This is a genomic window from Alcaligenes sp. 1735tsa3 (assembly GCF_024134565.1).
In the GTDB taxonomy this organism is placed as follows: domain Bacteria; phylum Pseudomonadota; class Gammaproteobacteria; order Burkholderiales; family Burkholderiaceae_B; genus Alcaligenes; species Alcaligenes phenolicus.
On record NZ_CP099862.1, the window covers coordinates 3269096 to 3285029 of the forward strand.

Genomic DNA, 15934 nt, shown 5'->3' on the forward strand with positions numbered 1-15934 from the left:
TCGTCCCGATTAACGGACGGCGAAGATACGGCTGAATTCGCGGCCCCAACGGACCAGTTCTTCGTCGCTCAGGTCGCGAATAGGCTCGACCTTGGCTTTATCGATCCCCGCAACCGGAGGGTGTACCCCTGGAGCCAGGACGTATTCGCCAACCTTGTTGGCCAGAATGCCCATGGCTTCATTACCCAGCCAGTAGTCCAGGAACACGCGAGCAGCATCAGGATGCGGTGCATTCTTGGTCAGGGCGATGGCACGTGGGGAGCCCAGCAAGGGCTGATCCGACATGGGGCCCCAGGCCAATGGCGCAGGCGACTTGGTCACGATGTACTTGGGCATGGAAATGGCAATCAACTTCTCGCCACTTTCAATAGGAGCCGGAGTTGGGCCAAACGAGGCCACGAACATGGGCTTGTTGGCAGCCAGGCCTTTCAGGAAGTCCAGCCACTGCTCTTCACTGCTAAAGACCTTTTCCTTCAAACCAATCAGCCAGCCAATGGTGGAGGGGTGGTTGGAAGGGTTGGCCATCACAATCTTGTCTTTCCACTTGGGATCGGCCAAATCTTCGTAGCGTTGTGGCGCATCCTCGGCCTTGAGGTGGTCCGTATTATAGATATAAGACACATATTCGATGCCAAATTGAATAATCGAATCGTCTTGAATGGCCCACTCGGGGTAGCCCTGCACGGCTTCGGACTGATGAGGAATCAGCACGCCCTGCTCTTTGAGCAGTTGCAGCATCGGCAAGGGAGCCTGAACCACATCCGCCATCAACTTGCCGGCATTGAACTCGGTCAGGATGGTGGGAATGAACTTGGAGCTGGAAATACGGGTGTATTTGCCTTCAATGCCTTGCGCTTGTTGCAAGGCCTTCATGATGGGCTCTACCGCCGTGATGTTGGCGTAGAAAACAGCCTGGCCTTGAGCCTTTGCTTTTTCCAGTACGGCTGCGTCTGCCGCCCACGCCGCCCATGGCAAAGAGGTACTCATAGACGCCAGTCCGGTGGCACCTGCCAGCTTCAAGAAACGACGACGATCAAAAGTGGTCATAGGATTCAAGTTCCAGTTAATTAGCCAGGAAATTATGTGCGCCCATCATAATCCAGACAGGCAAATTCCATTTATTACAGATCTATGTTTGGTTTAGAACATGAGGGGCCTGACGCCGTCAAGCCTAAAACGTTTTGCCGCTTATTCGGGCAGGCAAAGATCAAGCCGATAAAGCTACGCTAAGCTGTACGATCGAACAGATTATTTTCAAGGAGGCCCGCGCCATGACCCCATCCATTCAGCCTAAACACTATGAACCCGCCAGCCCGCAAAAAGTGGCGTTCATTGGTCTGGGGGTGATGGGCTATCCCATGGCAGGACATCTGGCCCAGGCAGGGCATCAAGTCACGGTGTACAACCGCAATCCGGCCAAGGCGGAACAATGGAGTGAGGAGTTCAAACAGGCAAGGGCCGCTACACCGGCCCTTGCCGCTGCCCAAGCAGACATTGTCATGGCCTGTGTGGGCAATGACGATGACTTGCGCTCGATTTTTCAGGGGCCGGACGGTGTGCTGGCAGGCATGAAGGCAGGGAGCCTGTTTATCGACCACACCACTGCCTCCGCCGAAGTGGCCCAGGAACTGGGAGCACAGGCGGCCAAGCAAGAAGTTGCATTTATCGACGCCCCCATTTCTGGCGGACAGGCGGGTGCCCAGAAAGGCATGCTCAGCATTATGTGTGGTGGGCAAGCTGAGGATATGGAACGCGCCCGCCCGCTGATGATGAGCTACGCCCAGGCCTGCACCCTGATGGGGCCCTTGGGGTCCGGGCAGCTGTGCAAGATGGTGAACCAGATTGCCGTTGTCGGACTCTTGCAAGGTCTGGCCGAAGCCATGGCTTTCGGTGAACGGGCCGGACTGGATATGGAGCAGGCCCTGTCTGTATTGACCAAGGGTGCGGCGCGCAGCTGGCAAATGGAAACTAAAGGACCCACAATGCTGGCCAGAGACTTTCAGCCCGGCTTTACCGTGAACTGGATGTTGAAGGACCTGGATTTGGTGCAGCGGGAGGCACAGCGTAATGGGGCCCAGCTTCCCGCAACCCGCTTGATTCAGGAGCAGTTTGCGAAGATTGCCCAGCAGGGCCATCGCGATTGGGATATTTCTACCCTGTTCAATCTGCTGGCCCGTCCAAACGACGCGGCTTAATTCACGTGTTTTCTGGTTTAGGCGCTTCGGACTGCAGCAAGGGCAAGCGTAGCGTCGCCTTCAAACCGTAGCCGCCCATATCGTTGGGCTCTCCATCGGTCAGCACAATCGTGCCGCCATTGCGCTCGGCGTAAGCCAGCGCAATGGCCAGACCCAGCCCGGAGCCAGAACCCCGTCCACCCTTGCGTGCCGGGCCGCCCCGGTCAAAACGTACAAATACGCTTTCACGCAAACTGGCGGCCAAGCCCATGCCGTTGTCTGTAACGCTGATCCAGGCCAGCTTGTCGTCATGCCCGGCAGAAACCGTAATTGCACTGCCACTACCAGCGTGATTGATGGCGTTGTGAATCAGGTTGGAAACGGACTCGTGAATCTCGGCATCGCTGGCATACACCCACAAAGGTGCCTGCTCGCCCTCTTCTCCTGGCCCGATCCAACCCAAATCTTGACGATGCTCACGGGCCAAAGGTAGATATTGCAACACCACCTCACGCCCCAGACTGGCCAGGTCAACCTGCCCCTGGCTCATGGTGGTGGTATGACTGGCATGAGCCAAAGCCAGCAACTGCTCGGTCAGGCGAGTGGCCTGCCCCAATTGCTTGATGATCGCCCCGAGGGATTCGCGGACGCGCTCGATATCCGGTTCACGGCGAGCATATTGGGCCTGGGTATGAATAATCGCCAAAGGGGTGCGTAATTGATGCGAGGCGTCGGCCAGAAACTGGGCCTGCCGATCCAGCACGGAACGATACAACTCAATATGGTGATTGACCGAACGCACCAAAGGCACTACTTCACGAGGAACATCACGCTCGTCCAAAGGCTGCAAGTCGTCCACGCTACGGTTACGCACTTCCTGTCGCAAGGCCTGCAGGGGGCGCAAGGCCCACGCTACGGCAAACCACACCAACGCCACAGCCAGCAGCAACATACGCAAATTGCGGAAAATGCCTTCGCGCCAGGCTTCTTGCTGGGTGCGCAACCGCAAATCCAGGCTTTCGCCCACCATGACCAGAACCTGTCTGTGCTGGCCTTTGTAGTGCAGATCGCGCCACAAGGCCACCATGCGCACGGTGTCATTGCGGAAATACGAATCGTAGAAAACCGGCACGCCTTCATGGTCGGCCAGATTGGAAGGACGCGGCAGCCCTTCCATCCCCAGCAAGGTGCGCCCTTTTAACTGATTGGCATCAACACCGCCCAGGTTACGGACCAAAGGGGTAATTTCTTCGACACGGAAATACTTGCGATTACCCGGTCGGGATTCCAGCATGACCTGCGCATAAAAAGGCGGATCAATACGCAAACTGCCGTCAGTATTGAACTCCACGCTGGTCTCCAGCACTTTGGCCGGTTCCAGCAAGGCGCTGTCGTAGACATTTTCCGTGACCGCGTTCATGGCCAGGTAGTCTTCCCAGCTGTCGTAAAGCAGTAAAGCCACCACCCCCGGTATCAGCAGTACCAGCAGCCAAAAGCGCAAACTGCCTTGCCAGGCATTGGCGGGGGGTGGAGAAGGGGCCGTCATGAAACGCCGGATTCCGCCTCAAGCACTTCCAGCATGTAGCCCAGACCACGCACCGTCACGATGTGCACATCGCTATTGGCCAGTTTCTTGCGCAAGCGATGCAGGACCACCTCGATAGCATCAGGGCTGGCATCGCTATCGTGCTCGAATACTCGGGCAAATAGCTGAGACTTTTCTACAGGCATGCCAGAGCGGCTGATCAGAACCAGCAAGGCCGCATGTTCACGCGGCGTCAAATGCACAATGGCATTGTCCAGCAGGAATGCTCGGCTCTCAGGGTTGTATTCCAAAGAGCCACAGCTGACCACTGGAGCCACACGGCCACGGCTACGCCGTACCAGTGCCGCCAGGCGAGCTTCCAGCTCTTCCAGGGCAAAGGGTTTGGTCAGGAAATCATCGGCACCCAGATTCAGACCACGAACGCGATCCTGCAAGGCACCTTGAGCGGTCAGAATCAGCACAGGAGTGTGATCGCCGCGTTCGCGCATCTCGCGCAAAAGCACCAGCCCGTGTTTGTCGGGCAGGCGCAAATCCATCACGACCGCATCATACTCATGGGCCGCCAACAACACTTCTGCCGAGCGGGCGTCATGAGCGGGATCGGGCAAAAAACCACTTTGCGCCAAGGCCCGCTCCAGCCATGCGGCCATTTCCCGCTCATCTTCAACCAATAATATGCGCATGATCCCTGCTATCTAAGGTATCGGCATCAACTGCGCTTTGCAGGCGCTGACGTAAATAACGATTTTCCTGCCGTCGTCGGAACAAAATATCCGACAGCTCGTTCAGCGCTTGCTGATAGACTTCCCGCTTGAACTCAATCACTGAATCAAGTGGCACCCAATATTGACTCCAGCGCCATGCATCAAACTCCGGCGTCGACGAGGAACGCAGGCAGACATCACTGTCTCGCCCTACCAGCCGCAACAGGAACCAGATTTGTTTCTGGCCCTTGTAATGGCCACGCGCCTCCCGACGTACAAAATGATTGGGCACGTTGTAGCGAAGCCAATCTCGCGTCCGGCCTAATATACGGATATGCTCAGGCAGCAAGCCCACTTCTTCATGCAGTTCGCGGTACATCGCTTGTACGGGTGTTTCACCGTATTTAATACCGCCTTGCGGGAACTGCCAGGCATGTTCCCGAATACGCTTGCCCCAAAAAACCTCGTTCTTGCGATTAACGAGGATAATTCCGACATTAGGACGGTAGCCTTCACGATCTAACATAGGCCACCTCTAACGAATTCAATACAATTAGATCTGATTATACGTACCTGACGAGTTCCCTACCATGCATGCTAGCCAGTATCACATTAATACCCTGAAAGAAGCGCCTACCGAGGCCGAAGTTGCCAGCCACCAGCTCATGACGCGCGCCGGCATGATCCGTAAAGCCGCCGGCGGTATCTATACCTATATGCCAATGGGCCTGCGCGTGCTGCGCAAGATTGAAAACATCATCCGTCAGGAAATGGACCGCTCCGGCGCCATTGAGCTGCTGATGCCAGTCGTCCAGCCTGCCGAACTCTGGGTAGAGTCGGGCCGTTGGGAAAAATATGGTGACGAACTGCTGCGAATCAAGGATCGCCACCAGCGCGACTTCGTGCTGCAGCCTACCTCCGAAGAAGTGATCACGGACATTGCCCGCAACGAAATCCACAGCTGGCGCCAGTTGCCCATCAACTTCTACCACATTCAAACCAAATTCCGTGACGAGCGCCGTCCCCGCTTTGGCTTGATGCGTGGCCGCGAATTCACCATGAAGGATGCTTACTCCTTCGACCGCAATGCCGAAGACGCCCAAGCCAGCTACGACAATATGTACGACGCCTACATGCGCATCTTTGGGCGCCTGGGCTTGAACTTCCGTGCCGTGGCCGCTGATACCGGCTCCATTGGCGGTTCGCGTAGCCATGAATTCCAGGTGATTGCCGATACCGGCGAAGACTTGCTGGTTTACAACCCTGACACCGACTACGCTGCCAATATCGAGCTGGCTCCCGCCCCTTGCCTGCTGGCCGAGCGTGCCGCTCCTGGCCAAGCCCTGGTCAAGACCGCCACGCCTGATGCCCCCAAGTGTGAACTGGTGGCCCAATTCCTGGGCTGTGACCTGAGCCAAACCGTCAAGTCGGTTGTGCTGGCAACGGACGTCGAAGAAGACGGCAAGACCAAGAGCACCGTCCACCTGCTGCTGGTTCGTGGCGACCATGAAGTCAACGACATCAAGGTTTCCAAGCTGGCCGGCTTTGAAAAAGGCCACCGTCTGGCCACGGAAGAGGAAATTGTGGCCACCTTTGGCTGCAAGCCCGGTTACCTAGGTCCGATCGGCACCCGTCAGCCTGTGCAAGTGATTGCCGACCTGACCGTAGCCAACATGAGCGACTTTGTGTGCGGTGCCAACGAAGAAGGCTTCCACTACACGGGCGTGAACTGGGGCCGTGACCTGCCCGAGCCCATCAAGGCAGACCTGCGCAACGTGGTTCACGGCGACCCAGCCCCCGAAGGCGGCAAGCTGGCCATCCAGCGCGGCATTGAAGTGGGTCACGTTTTCTTCCTGGGCGATGTCTACTCCAAGAAGCTGAACGCCACCTTTTTGGAAACTGATGGTAAACCGGCTGTCATGCAAATGGGTTGTTATGGCATTGGCGTCAGCCGTATTGCCGCTGCTGCCATTGAACAAAACCACGACGAACGCGGCATGATCTGGCCTCGTGCCCTAGCTCCTTTCGAAGTGGTGATCTGCCCGATCGGCTTTACCAAAAGCGATGCTGTGCGTCAGACTGCTACTGATCTGTACACCCAGCTCAAAGAGCAAGGTGTGGATGTCATTCTGGACGACCGCGACGCCCGCCCCGGCATCATGTTTGCCGACTGGGAGCTGATTGGTGTGCCACTGCGCATTACCATTGGCGAGCGCGGCCTGAAAGAAGGCATGGTTGAAATGCAGGCACGCCGTGACGCCAGCAGCACCAACGTGCCGGTGGACCAGATTGCCCAGGTCAGCCTGGAGCGTTTGGCCACGCTGTAAGGACTCCAAGCAGGGCTGGCCGTGCGCCATGCCCTGCCCGTCAACATAAACTCTTTTACGAACGACATGCTTAATGACAAGTGGGACACCCAGGCTCGGCTTGATATTCGCGTATATTACGAAGACACCGACGCTGGGGGGATCGTATATTACGCCAACTACCTGAAATTCTTTGAGCGTGCGCGCACAGAATGGCTCAGGAACCTGGGCGTAAACCAATCCGATGTGGCCGAGCAGAATCAACGCCTGTTCGTAGTCAAGAAGGTTGAAATACAATATCTCAAACCTGCCCGGCTCGATGATTTGATCTCGGTGCGCAGCCGCATTACCCAGCTGGGTTCGGCTACCATCCATTTCGAACAAGGTGCCCTGCGAGGTGAGGAACTGTTATGCCAAAGCACCATCCAAATTGTTTGCGTTGACGCCAACACGCTTCGTCCAAGCAAGCTGGACTCTGATTTACGTACCCTCTTGGAAAAGGTTCAGGACTGACCATGCAAGCTACTAGCGACCTGTCGCTGATTTCGCTACTTCTCGATGCCAGTATTCCCGTTCAGCTTGTCATGCTGATTCTGTTGGGGATATCGATTCTCTCGTGGGCCTATATTTTCAGTAAACGGGCTGCACTTAAACGCACGCTGGAACAGACCCGCCGCTTTGAGGACGACTTCTGGGCAGGTGGCGATCTGGCCGTGCTTCAGCAATCCATTTCCTCGCGTCGCGCCGAACACGGTGCACTGGCCCGTATTTTTGAAGCCGGCATGACCGAATTCATCAAGGCCCGTCGCAGCCAGAGCTCGGGCCCAGCCCTGCTGGACGGTCCACGCCGTGCCATGCGCGCCAGCTACCAGCGCGAAATGGACACACTGGAAACACACCTGAACTTCCTGGCCTCTGCCGGTTCGGTCAGCCCTTACATCGGGCTGCTGGGTACCGTCTGGGGGATCATGCACGCCTTTATCGGTTTGTCCGGCATGCAGCAGGCCACCCTGGCCTCGGTGGCTCCCGGTATTGCCGAAGCCCTGATCGCCACAGCTATCGGTCTGTTTGCCGCTATCCCTGCCGTGGTTGCCTACAACCGCTTTACCAACGAGCTCGATCGTATCTCGATCCGCTTTGACAGCTTTATCGACGAATTCCTGAACATCTTGCAGCGGCAGGTGAACTGATGCCATCGATGCGTGGAAGCACCGGCCGTCACGGCCGGCGCATGAAAAATGAAATCAACGTCGTCCCTTATATCGACGTGATGCTGGTGCTGCTGGTGATCTTCATGGTCACTGCTCCCATGATTACCCCCGGTCTGGTGGAATTGCCTTCGGTAGGCCAAGCCTCCGAAGTGCCTGCCAAGCCGGTGGAAATCCAGGTTGATAAGGACGGCAAACTGGCCATTCGCTTGCGCGATGCGGGCTCCGAGTTCATGAACATCGAAAAGTCCACACTGCTCAATGAAGTGCGCTCGCGTATGGAGGCCGACAGCCCGGTTGTCATTGCCGCCGACGGCAAGGTTCCCTACGAGACCGTCATGGGCTTGATGGATGAACTGCGCTCCAATGGCATTAACCGCCTGGGTCTGATCGTCGATCGCAACAGCGATCCTGACGCTCGCAAATAACCTCTGGCCGGATAGCGTGCTCGCCGTCCGGCGCGAAAAACCTGAACTGAATGAAGCACAGAACACGCAATACCCGCAATCAGGCGCTGCGCTCGCCTGAGCAAAAGGAAGATCGGCGCGGCTTGCTCATCGCCCTGGGTCTGCACGGGCTGTTGCTGCTCGCCATTTTGGCGGGAGCCCTTTTTTCTGCGCCCAAGACCCCCAATGCGGTGCAGGTCGAATTGTGGATGGACGGTGTCGCACCCGATGCGGCCGTCAATGCTGATCCCGAAGCCCCCGAGGCCGAACCCGAGCCGCAGCCTGAGCCTGAGCCGGCTCCAGAGCCAGAACCCAAGCCCGAGCCCAAACCTGAACCTCCTCCGGCTCCCAAGCCGCCTCCAGAGCCTGAAAAGGTCACCCCTCCTGCTGAACCTGAGGTTGATCCCGAAATCGCCCTGGAGCAGGCTCGCAAGGAACGCGAGAAAAAAGAGCGTGAAGAAAAGCTGGAACAGGAGCGTCAGGAGAAACAGCGTCAGGACAAGCTAGCTGCTGAACGTCGCGAACGCGAACAAAAGGAAAAGCAGGAACAGGAACGCAAGGAAAAAGCTGAAGCTGAAGCCAAAGCCAAGGCAGACGCAGAGCGCAAGGCTAAAGCAGAAGCCGACGCGAAAGCCAAGGCCGATGCCGAACGCAAGGCCAAAGCCGATGCAGAAGCCAAAGCCAAGGCGGATGCCGAAGCTAAAGCCAAAGCAGACGCGGAACGTAAAGCCCGTGCCGATGCCGAGCGCAAGGCCAAGGAAGAAGCATTCCGCCGTGCCATGCGTGAAGGTGCCCCCGGACGTGCCGGTGGCACTGCAGACCGCAACCAGGCCGGAGGCGGTGGTGGTGACGGTGGCTACGCCGCCAAGGTGCGCGCTTGCGTGCAGCCTGGCGTGGTCTACAGCACCCCTGCCCGCTCTGAAGTACGTGGCAACCCTGCACTGCAGTACCGCGTGGACCTGAATGCCGATGGCACGCCTAACCGCGTTCAAATCAAACGATCGTCCGGCATCGCGCAGTTCGATGATGCCGTATCCAAGGGTCTTGCCCGTTGCAGCCCTTTCCCCAAACCGCCTAGCGGGCAGTATCCATCGTATATTGATGGCGAATACCGCATGTTCGATTAATCAGGAGATTGCATAATGACCGCCGCTACCCCAGCCCTGGCGACCTTAGGTCGTCATTGGCGCGCCACGGCCACTGGAGCGTTTGCCCTGGCCGCTGGCATGTTCGCCAGCCAACCGGCCCAGGCCCAACTGCGGGTCGATATATCGGGTGTGGGTGCTACCCAGTACCCCATCGCGATCGCCGATTTTGCTGACAACCCAGCCAGCCAATCGCTAGCTGAAGTTATCCGTGCCGACCTGACCCGTTCGGGTCAATTCCAATTGATCAATGCCACCGGTGCTGGTCTGAATGCAGAAAGCACGATTGCCTACGACGAATGGCGCAATCGCGGTGCCGATTACCTGGCCTATGGTTCGGTTGCCCAGACCGGCGGCCAATATTCCATCAGCTATCGCCTGGTGGATTCGGTCCGTCAAACACAGCTGGATGGGGTGGCTTTTGCGGGCAGTGAAAAAGAACTGCGCCGTATTTCACACCAGATTGCAGACCGGATTTATGAAAAAATTACCGGCGTGCGCGGTGTTTTTTCGACTCGACTGGCCTACGTGTTGCAAACAGGCAACAACTACGAGTTACAAATTGCTGACGCGGACGGGCAAAATCCGCAAGTAATGTTGCGTTCTCGACACTCAATCATCTCCCCAGCCTGGTCTCCTGACGGTAAAAAGCTGGCTTATGTGAGCTTCGAAAACGACAAACCTGTTGTATATGTGCAAACTTTGGCCACCGGTCACCGCGAACCGTTAGCTAATTTCAAGGGTAATAACAGTAGTCCCGCATGGGCTCCCAACGGCAATCAGGTCGCTGTTGTGCTCTCCAGAGACGGTATTTCGCAGATTTACACGCTAAATACGGACGGCTCCGGATTGCGCCGCGTGATGCGTTCTCCCTTGATCGATACTGAACCGAGTTTTATGCCCGATGGCAACTCCCTTGTATTTGTGAGCGATCGTGGTGGCGCTCCCAACATTTACAAAGTAAGCCTGGGTGGTGACGATGCACAGCGCATTACCTTCAACGGGAGTTACAATATTTCACCGGAGGTCTCTGCAGACGGTACTAGGCTTGTATACGTCACACGCAGAAACGGTGCTTTCCGAATTGCCACTCAAGATATGGCATCAGGAGCTGAGCAACTGCTGACGACAGGTCCCGACGATCAGTCTCCGAGTTTCGCCCCTAATGGGATGCAGATCTTATATAGTTCTGTTCAGGGGGGCCGCAGTGTCCTAGCTGTGACATCCGTGGACGGTCGCGTTCGTCAGACCCTCTCGTCTTTGAATGGCAAAGTACGCGAACCCACCTGGGGACCATTTACCAACTGACATCCTGTGTGACTCTTTTTCAAAAGGAATTCAAATGAGCTCGCGCATTCTTAAAAGTCTTACCCTCGCCGTTATGGCTGCCGCCCTTGCTGCTTGCAGCTCGGTTCCTCTGGATCAATCTGGCTCCGGTTCAACCGGCGGTACAGGATCGGACTCTGCCAGCGCAGGCCAGATCATGGACCCCTTCAACCCTCAAAGCCCACTGGCACAACAACGCTCGGTGTTCTTTGACTACGACAGCTACGTGGTTAACGACCAGTACCGTGGCCTGGTAGAAATGCACGCTTCGTACCTGAGCAGCCATCCTCAGCAAACCGTACGCATCGAAGGTAATACCGACGAGCGCGGTGGTGCCGAGTACAACTTGGCTCTGGGTCAGCGTCGTTCCGACGCCGTGGCACGCATGCTGGGTCTGCTGGGCGTAAGCAACAGCCAGATCGAAGCTGTGAGCTTTGGTAAAGAGCGTCCAAAAGCATTGGGTAACACCGAAGCTGATTACGCTGAAAACCGTCGCGCAGACATCGTTTACCAACGATAATCTCTGCATCGACCAAGTGGTTCCGACGCCGTGGCGGTTGTTAACGCCGCGGCGTTTTTTATCGGCGCTGTGCCCGATCCACTGAAAATTCGTTATGCTGGACAGCGGGCTCGCCAGGCCGGCACAAAGCCCCCAGATCACAGCCCCCAACAGAGGGGAAACCGGCAGGTGAGGAGCCTGCGCATTGCGGATGCACATTTTTTAACGGACTTCACTATGCACGCTTATAAAAAGCCTTTTCGTCTCGCGACCGTTACCCTGTTCGCTACGGCCGCCCTGTTCGCCAGCCTGCCGGCCAAGGCCTTTGCCGATGACGAGGCCCGACGCGCCATTTTGGAGCTGCGGCAGCAAATTCGTCAGATGAACGAGCAAAACACCCAGGCTCGCCTGCAATTGGCTGATCAAATTGATACCCTGCGCTCCGAAGTGGTGTCGCTGCGCGGCCAGGTAGAAAAACTGAGCTGGCAAGCCAGCGGCCAAGGCCAGGCCAATAGCCCGGCTCCCGGCCAGCAAAGCCCTCATGCCGCCGACCCACAAGAACAAGCCGTCTTTGATAGTGCCATGGACGCTTACCGCGCTGGCCAATACAAGCCCGCCGCCGATGCCTTTGCCGGCTTTCTGGCCGCCTACCCATCCAGCGTTCTGGCTGACGAAGTGCGCTTTTACGAAGGCAGCAGCCTGTATGCTGTCAAAAGCTTCAAGACCTCCATTCAGAAACTCCAGGCTTTTGTGAAGGCCTCCCCACAAAGCCCACGCGCGGCTGATGCCCTGATGGTGACAGCCTCCAGCCAGATCGAACTGAACGATCTGAGCGGTGCCAAAACCACCTTGCAGCGTATCGTCAAGGACTACCCACAATCCGAGGCAGCCGAGACCGCGCGCAGCCGCTTGAAATTGCTGGAATAATCACCCAGCGCGCAGTGCCACAAGGACCGGGTTCAGACCCGGTCTGTTTTTTTCAGGTGGCCCATCCTTGCCTGACCTCTACTGCTTGCCATGACAAACCCTTTTGCCGATTTCTCCACGCTTGAACTGACCGCGCAAGGCTATCGCCACACCTTTGTGGATCAGGGACAAGGCGCACCCGTTTTGCTGATCCACGGTTCCCTGTGCGACTGGCGCTACTGGCGCTGGCAGATCCCCGCCTTTGCTACCCAGTATCGGGTTCTGGCTCCCAGCCTGCGCTCCTACTGGCCCGGAGCACCCAGCCCCGGCCACTTCAGTACGGCGCAACACGCCCAGGACCTGCAGGCCCTGCTGGATCAGCATATTCCTGATGAGAAAGTGCATATCGTGGGGCACTCTCGCGGTGGTCATGTAGCCCTGCTGCTGGCTCAAAGAATGCCCGAGCAGGTGGCCAGCCTGACCCTGGCGGATCCCGGCTTTCCGACTCCCGGTGCCTACTCCTATGCTCCCTTGTTCCAGCAAGTGGCCGAACGCCTGGAACAGGGCGACCGCGATGGTGCCATGGCTTTGTTTGTGGATACGGTCAATGGCTCGGGGACGTGGAAGCAAATGACACGCTGGTTCCGCGAGATGATTCAGGACAACGCCCACACCATGTTGGATCAGCAGCAAGAGCCCAATCAAGGTCCGGATCTGGAGTGGCTCAAGCAGATGAAGGCGCCCTTAAGTTTCATCACAGGCGAAAACAGCCCCACACGCTATCACCACTGCATGGACATCATTCGTCAGTACCGACGCGAAGACCAGATGCATCGCATCCCGCTGGCTGCCCACGGTATGAATCTGGCCAATCCCAAGGCGTTCAACCAGGCGGTGCTGGACGCGCTGCAAGCCTGAAGCCCAATGCAAAACTGGCCGCATGCAGCGGCCAACTCCCGGTCTCTATCCAAACGCTAATTACGTTTAATAAGCCTGTGTCTTGGCAGGTCGCAACTCGCACTCGGCTTGGACCTGAGTATCGTCCGACAGATGAATGCTCAAGATGATGCGCTCCCCCAGGGCCAAGTCTTCTTTGGCCTGACCCAGCATCACGTGGAAAGCCCCCGGCTTCAGGCTTAATACTCCCCCTGCCGGGATCTCCACCTCGGAGACATGCGACATGCGCGCCATCCCCTCGCTCTCGCTAGTTTGATGCAACATCACATGCCCAAAGGACAATGAGCTGGCTCCTGTCACGGCTACGGACTGCTCACCCTTGTTCTCCAGTTCCAGATAGGCGGCGGAAGGTGTGGGCTCGGGCATCATGCGCACCCAGCATTGGCTGGCATGGACCTGCGTGCTCAAGGCGCGTACCGGTTCGGGCGTGCCATGACCATGGCCTCCATGCCCCTGTGCCATCACGGTGCCGGTTGATGCCAGCAAACTCAAGGCAAACACAATTGCGCTGCGTTTCATGATGCTCCTCGCTTCTTGTTGATCGATTGGAATGGGTCCAGCCCTGAACAGCCGGGCGCCGAACTACCCCGATACGCGGGACGATCTGATACAGTACCAGCCAGTATGCCCTTCTTACAACGGCCTTCTTTTCAGTGACGACGTCATGACCAGCACACACTCTGCACCCGAGCCTAAAATCGATATTGTTCAGTTTCGTGATCTTCTAGAGCGTCTGCATCCCTTTGCCGCCGTTTTGGGTATTGATGTTGTCCACATAGGCCACGACAACGCCTGTTTGCGCTTGCCCGAACGCAATGCCCACCAGCGCATGGGCGGCATGGTGGCAGGCCCCATGCTGATGGGGCTGGCTGATCTGGCCTTGTATGCCGCTGTAGTCGGAGCCACGGGCAACCCCGATGCTGTCACCTCCAGCCTGACCATCAATTTCCTGCGCAAGGCCCCTCCCGGCGATATTCTGGCTCATGCCCGGATTCACAAGACCGGCCGTACCTGCGCGGGCGATGTGCTGCTCGAACCGGCCAACGGTGGTCCGGCAGTCGCACAAGTTATCAGCACCTGGTCCCTGCCTCGCGCCAAATAAACCATGTTTGCAAAGTCTCAAACTACCAGCCCGAGCCAGCTCTGGTTGGCGGAGCTGCAATCCTCCCTGCGATTGGGCGGCCCCCTGATTCTGACCAACCTGGCTCAAGTCAGCCTGTTGGCAACCAACCTGATTTACATGGGCCGACTGGGCCCTGATGAGCTGGCTGCCGGTTCACTGTCCGCCAGTCTGTATCAGGCCTTCATGATTTTCAGCATGGGGCTGGTGTCCGCTGTCGTTCCCATGTTGGCCACAACGCTGGGCCGACGACTGCGCAATGTACGCGAATCCCAGCAAATCATCCGTCACGGCTTTCTGACGGCTTTACTGATTACCCTGCCTGCCTGGATTGTGTTGTGGAATGCCGAGCATATCTTGCTGATGATGGGCCAGGACCCTGTTGTCGCGGCGCGCTCGGTGACCTATATGCACACCCTGCAATGGGCTTTGCTGCCCTATCTGGGTTACATCGTGCTGCGCTCCTTCTTGGCCGCCATGGAAAAGCCGGGATGGACTTTGGCGGTGGCCATCACCGCGATCGGTATCAATGCCGTGCTGGGCTGGCTCCTGGTCTTTGGCAATCTGGGCATGCCCGCCATGGGACTGGCAGGCGCAGGTCTGGCCACCACCTTGTCCAGCATCTTCATGTTCGCAGGTTTGAGCTGGGTGGTACTGCGCGATCCGCGCTTCCGACGCTACTACCTGTTCAACGATGCCTGGCAGTGGAGTGTGAAGCGTCTGTGGAAAATGTGGGCGCTGGGCATCCCCATTGCGATTACCTTCACCCTGGAAACCCTGGTGTTTTACGCCGCCGTCATGATGATGGGCGTACTGGGGCAATCTGATCTGGCCGCACACGCGATTGCCATGCAGATCTGCTCGGTGTCCTACATGATTCCTTTGGGCTTCAGTCAGGTTGCCACCATCCGTGTGGGGCTGGCTGCAGGCCGGGTCGATCCTTTGGGTGCCCGCCGCGCCGGCTGGATTTCCTACATTCTGGGGGTAGGCTTCATGGGGCTGGCGGCTCTGGTATTCTGGTTCGCCCCCTTGACCCTGATTGGCCTGTTTCTGGATCTGGATGTCGCCGAAAACCAGGCCGTTATTCAGTTGGCCATTACCTTCCTGGCGCTGGCGGCGCTGTTTCAGATCAGTGATGGTGCTCAGGCCGTGGCTGCAGGGATGCTACGCGGCCTGCATGACACGCGCATACCCATGCTGCTGGCCTTGCTAGGGTATTGGGTGCTGGGCGTTCCTACGGGCTCTTTGTTGGCCTTCCAGTTCAATATGGGCGGGATGGGAATCTGGATCGGGCTGGTGACAGGTTTGTCTGTGGTTGCCGTGCTGATGACGCTGCGCTGGATGCGAGCATCGACACGCTTGGGCCGCAAGCGGCCTGCACAGGCAGCATAGTTCTGAGGTCGGTTCCATAGATCAATTTTGCATGGCGACTCTGTATTGCAGCTCTGTGCGTCAGCTTTGTCTTCCTGAACGGATGATAAACCAGCCCCGGAACAAACACCGAACAAGCTCGGGCTTGATCCCAGCAGCAGCCTGAATAGCCACACGAGCCACTTATAACAAAGCCCCTTGTCGGAGAGTCCGACAAGGGGCTTTG

Annotated in this window: 17 protein-coding genes; 12 read left to right on the top strand and 5 right to left on the bottom strand. The window is 57.3% G+C overall.

What is annotated here, in order from left to right:
• Nucleotides 1-9 precede the first annotated feature (9 nt).
• The gene (locus tag NIZ92_RS15170) at nt 10-1047 is read right to left on the bottom strand and encodes an ABC transporter substrate-binding protein (RefSeq protein ID WP_009454900.1); all 1038 of its coding nucleotides are present in this window, start codon (nt 1045-1047) and stop codon (nt 10-12) included.
• 224 nt (nt 1048-1271) lie between these two features.
• Here NIZ92_RS15170 and NIZ92_RS15175 point away from each other — a divergent pair, with 224 nt between their 5' ends.
• Nucleotides 1272-2195 carry an NAD(P)-dependent oxidoreductase gene (locus NIZ92_RS15175; RefSeq protein ID WP_254002201.1) on the top strand — a complete coding sequence of 308 codons (924 nt, stop codon included), beginning with the start codon at nt 1272-1274 and terminating at the stop codon, nt 2193-2195.
• Nucleotide 2196: 1 nt separating this feature from the next.
• Here the strand turns inward: NIZ92_RS15175 and NIZ92_RS15180 are convergent, their stop codons facing one another.
• The 3 genes from NIZ92_RS15180 to NIZ92_RS15190 are packed head-to-tail and all read right to left on the bottom strand — an operon-like array spanning nt 2197 to nt 4950.
• Nucleotides 2197-3720 (bottom strand): sensor histidine kinase, encoded by a 1524-nt coding sequence (locus NIZ92_RS15180; protein ID WP_137431226.1) that lies wholly within the window; start codon nt 3718-3720, stop codon nt 2197-2199.
• Complete coding sequence (locus NIZ92_RS15185; protein ID WP_022983208.1) at nt 3717-4403, bottom strand: response regulator; 687 nt, start codon at nt 4401-4403, stop codon at nt 3717-3719. Before NIZ92_RS15185 ends, NIZ92_RS15180 begins: the two co-directional genes overlap by 4 nt.
• Complete coding sequence (locus tag NIZ92_RS15190; RefSeq protein WP_009454891.1) at nt 4384-4950, bottom strand: RNA pyrophosphohydrolase; 567 nt, start codon at nt 4948-4950, stop codon at nt 4384-4386. Before NIZ92_RS15190 ends, NIZ92_RS15185 begins: the two co-directional genes overlap by 20 nt.
• Nucleotides 4951-5014: 64 nt before the next feature.
• Between NIZ92_RS15190 and NIZ92_RS15195 the strand changes: the two genes are divergently transcribed.
• From NIZ92_RS15195 to NIZ92_RS15235, 9 genes are all read left to right on the top strand, one after another.
• A complete protein-coding gene (locus NIZ92_RS15195) occupies nt 5015-6751 on the top strand; it encodes a proline--tRNA ligase (RefSeq protein ID WP_060186622.1) in 1737 nt (578 codons plus the stop codon).
• A gap of 66 nt (nt 6752-6817) precedes the next feature.
• Complete coding sequence (gene ybgC / locus NIZ92_RS15200; protein ID WP_035273401.1) at nt 6818-7243, top strand: tol-pal system-associated acyl-CoA thioesterase; 426 nt, start codon at nt 6818-6820, stop codon at nt 7241-7243.
• 2 nt (nt 7244-7245) lie between these two features.
• Entirely contained in the window at nt 7246-7920 is a 675-nt protein-coding gene (tolQ, locus tag NIZ92_RS15205) for a protein TolQ (protein WP_009454887.1), read from the top strand.
• Entirely contained in the window at nt 7920-8366 is a 447-nt protein-coding gene (gene tolR / locus NIZ92_RS15210; protein ID WP_035273311.1) for a protein TolR, read from the top strand. The genes tolQ and tolR overlap by 1 nt, the downstream gene beginning before the upstream one ends.
• Before the next feature lie 50 nt (nt 8367-8416).
• A complete protein-coding gene (gene tolA / locus NIZ92_RS15215; protein ID WP_254002202.1) occupies nt 8417-9511 on the top strand; it encodes a cell envelope integrity protein TolA in 1095 nt (364 codons plus the stop codon).
• Nucleotides 9512-9610: 99 nt separating this feature from the next.
• Nucleotides 9611-10837: a Tol-Pal system beta propeller repeat protein TolB gene (gene tolB, locus NIZ92_RS15220; RefSeq protein ID WP_223254118.1), complete on the top strand. Its 1227-nt coding sequence runs from the start codon at nt 9611-9613 to the stop codon at nt 10835-10837.
• A gap of 34 nt (nt 10838-10871) precedes the next feature.
• Nucleotides 10872-11375, top strand: a complete 504-nt coding sequence (gene pal / locus NIZ92_RS15225) for a peptidoglycan-associated lipoprotein Pal (protein WP_009454878.1) — start codon at nt 10872-10874, stop codon at nt 11373-11375.
• Nucleotides 11376-11591: 216 nt separating this feature from the next.
• Nucleotides 11592-12281, top strand: coding sequence for a tol-pal system protein YbgF (ybgF, locus tag NIZ92_RS15230; protein WP_254002203.1), 690 nt, complete (start codon nt 11592-11594; stop codon nt 12279-12281).
• Nucleotides 12282-12371: 90 nt separating this feature from the next.
• Nucleotides 12372-13178: an alpha/beta fold hydrolase gene (locus NIZ92_RS15235; RefSeq protein ID WP_009454876.1), complete on the top strand. Its 807-nt coding sequence runs from the start codon at nt 12372-12374 to the stop codon at nt 13176-13178.
• A 66-nt stretch (nt 13179-13244) separates the two neighbouring features.
• On the opposite strand, the gene NIZ92_RS15240 is transcribed toward NIZ92_RS15235, so the two are convergent.
• Nucleotides 13245-13736: a copper chaperone PCu(A)C gene (locus NIZ92_RS15240; protein WP_009454874.1), complete on the bottom strand. Its 492-nt coding sequence runs from the start codon at nt 13734-13736 to the stop codon at nt 13245-13247.
• Nucleotides 13737-13881: 145 nt separating this feature from the next.
• Between NIZ92_RS15240 and NIZ92_RS15245 the strand changes: the two genes are divergently transcribed.
• The gene (locus NIZ92_RS15245) at nt 13882-14319 is read left to right on the top strand and encodes a PaaI family thioesterase (RefSeq protein WP_035273402.1); all 438 of its coding nucleotides are present in this window, start codon (nt 13882-13884) and stop codon (nt 14317-14319) included.
• A 3-nt stretch (nt 14320-14322) separates the two neighbouring features.
• Nucleotides 14323-15729, top strand: a complete 1407-nt coding sequence (locus tag NIZ92_RS15250; protein WP_035273323.1) for an MATE family efflux transporter — start codon at nt 14323-14325, stop codon at nt 15727-15729.
• Nucleotides 15730-15934: the final 205 nt, after the last annotated feature.

Excerpts from the sequence above, each read along its gene's own strand:
- NIZ92_RS15170 (WP_009454900.1), bottom strand. The coding sequence starts at position 1,047 with ATGACCACTTTTGATCGTCGTCGTTTCTTGAAGCTGGCAGGTGCCACC.
- NIZ92_RS15175 (WP_254002201.1), top strand. The coding sequence starts at position 1,272 with ATGACCCCATCCATTCAGCCTAAACACTATGAACCCGCCAGCCCGCAA.
- NIZ92_RS15180 (WP_137431226.1), bottom strand. The coding sequence starts at position 3,720 with ATGACGGCCCCTTCTCCACCCCCCGCCAATGCCTGGCAAGGCAGTTTG.
- NIZ92_RS15185 (WP_022983208.1), bottom strand. The coding sequence starts at position 4,403 with ATGCGCATATTATTGGTTGAAGATGAGCGGGAAATGGCCGCATGGCTG.
- NIZ92_RS15190 (WP_009454891.1), bottom strand. The coding sequence starts at position 4,950 with ATGTTAGATCGTGAAGGCTACCGTCCTAATGTCGGAATTATCCTCGTT.
- NIZ92_RS15195 (WP_060186622.1), top strand. The coding sequence starts at position 5,015 with ATGCATGCTAGCCAGTATCACATTAATACCCTGAAAGAAGCGCCTACC.
- ybgC (WP_035273401.1), top strand. The coding sequence starts at position 6,818 with ATGCTTAATGACAAGTGGGACACCCAGGCTCGGCTTGATATTCGCGTA.
- tolQ (WP_009454887.1), top strand. The coding sequence starts at position 7,246 with ATGCAAGCTACTAGCGACCTGTCGCTGATTTCGCTACTTCTCGATGCC.
- tolR (WP_035273311.1), top strand. The coding sequence starts at position 7,920 with ATGCCATCGATGCGTGGAAGCACCGGCCGTCACGGCCGGCGCATGAAA.
- tolA (WP_254002202.1), top strand. The coding sequence starts at position 8,417 with ATGAAGCACAGAACACGCAATACCCGCAATCAGGCGCTGCGCTCGCCT.
- tolB (WP_223254118.1), top strand. The coding sequence starts at position 9,611 with ATGTTCGCCAGCCAACCGGCCCAGGCCCAACTGCGGGTCGATATATCG.
- pal (WP_009454878.1), top strand. The coding sequence starts at position 10,872 with ATGAGCTCGCGCATTCTTAAAAGTCTTACCCTCGCCGTTATGGCTGCC.
- ybgF (WP_254002203.1), top strand. The coding sequence starts at position 11,592 with ATGCACGCTTATAAAAAGCCTTTTCGTCTCGCGACCGTTACCCTGTTC.
- NIZ92_RS15235 (WP_009454876.1), top strand. The coding sequence starts at position 12,372 with ATGACAAACCCTTTTGCCGATTTCTCCACGCTTGAACTGACCGCGCAA.
- NIZ92_RS15240 (WP_009454874.1), bottom strand. The coding sequence starts at position 13,736 with ATGAAACGCAGCGCAATTGTGTTTGCCTTGAGTTTGCTGGCATCAACC.
- NIZ92_RS15245 (WP_035273402.1), top strand. The coding sequence starts at position 13,882 with ATGACCAGCACACACTCTGCACCCGAGCCTAAAATCGATATTGTTCAG.
- NIZ92_RS15250 (WP_035273323.1), top strand. The coding sequence starts at position 14,323 with ATGTTTGCAAAGTCTCAAACTACCAGCCCGAGCCAGCTCTGGTTGGCG.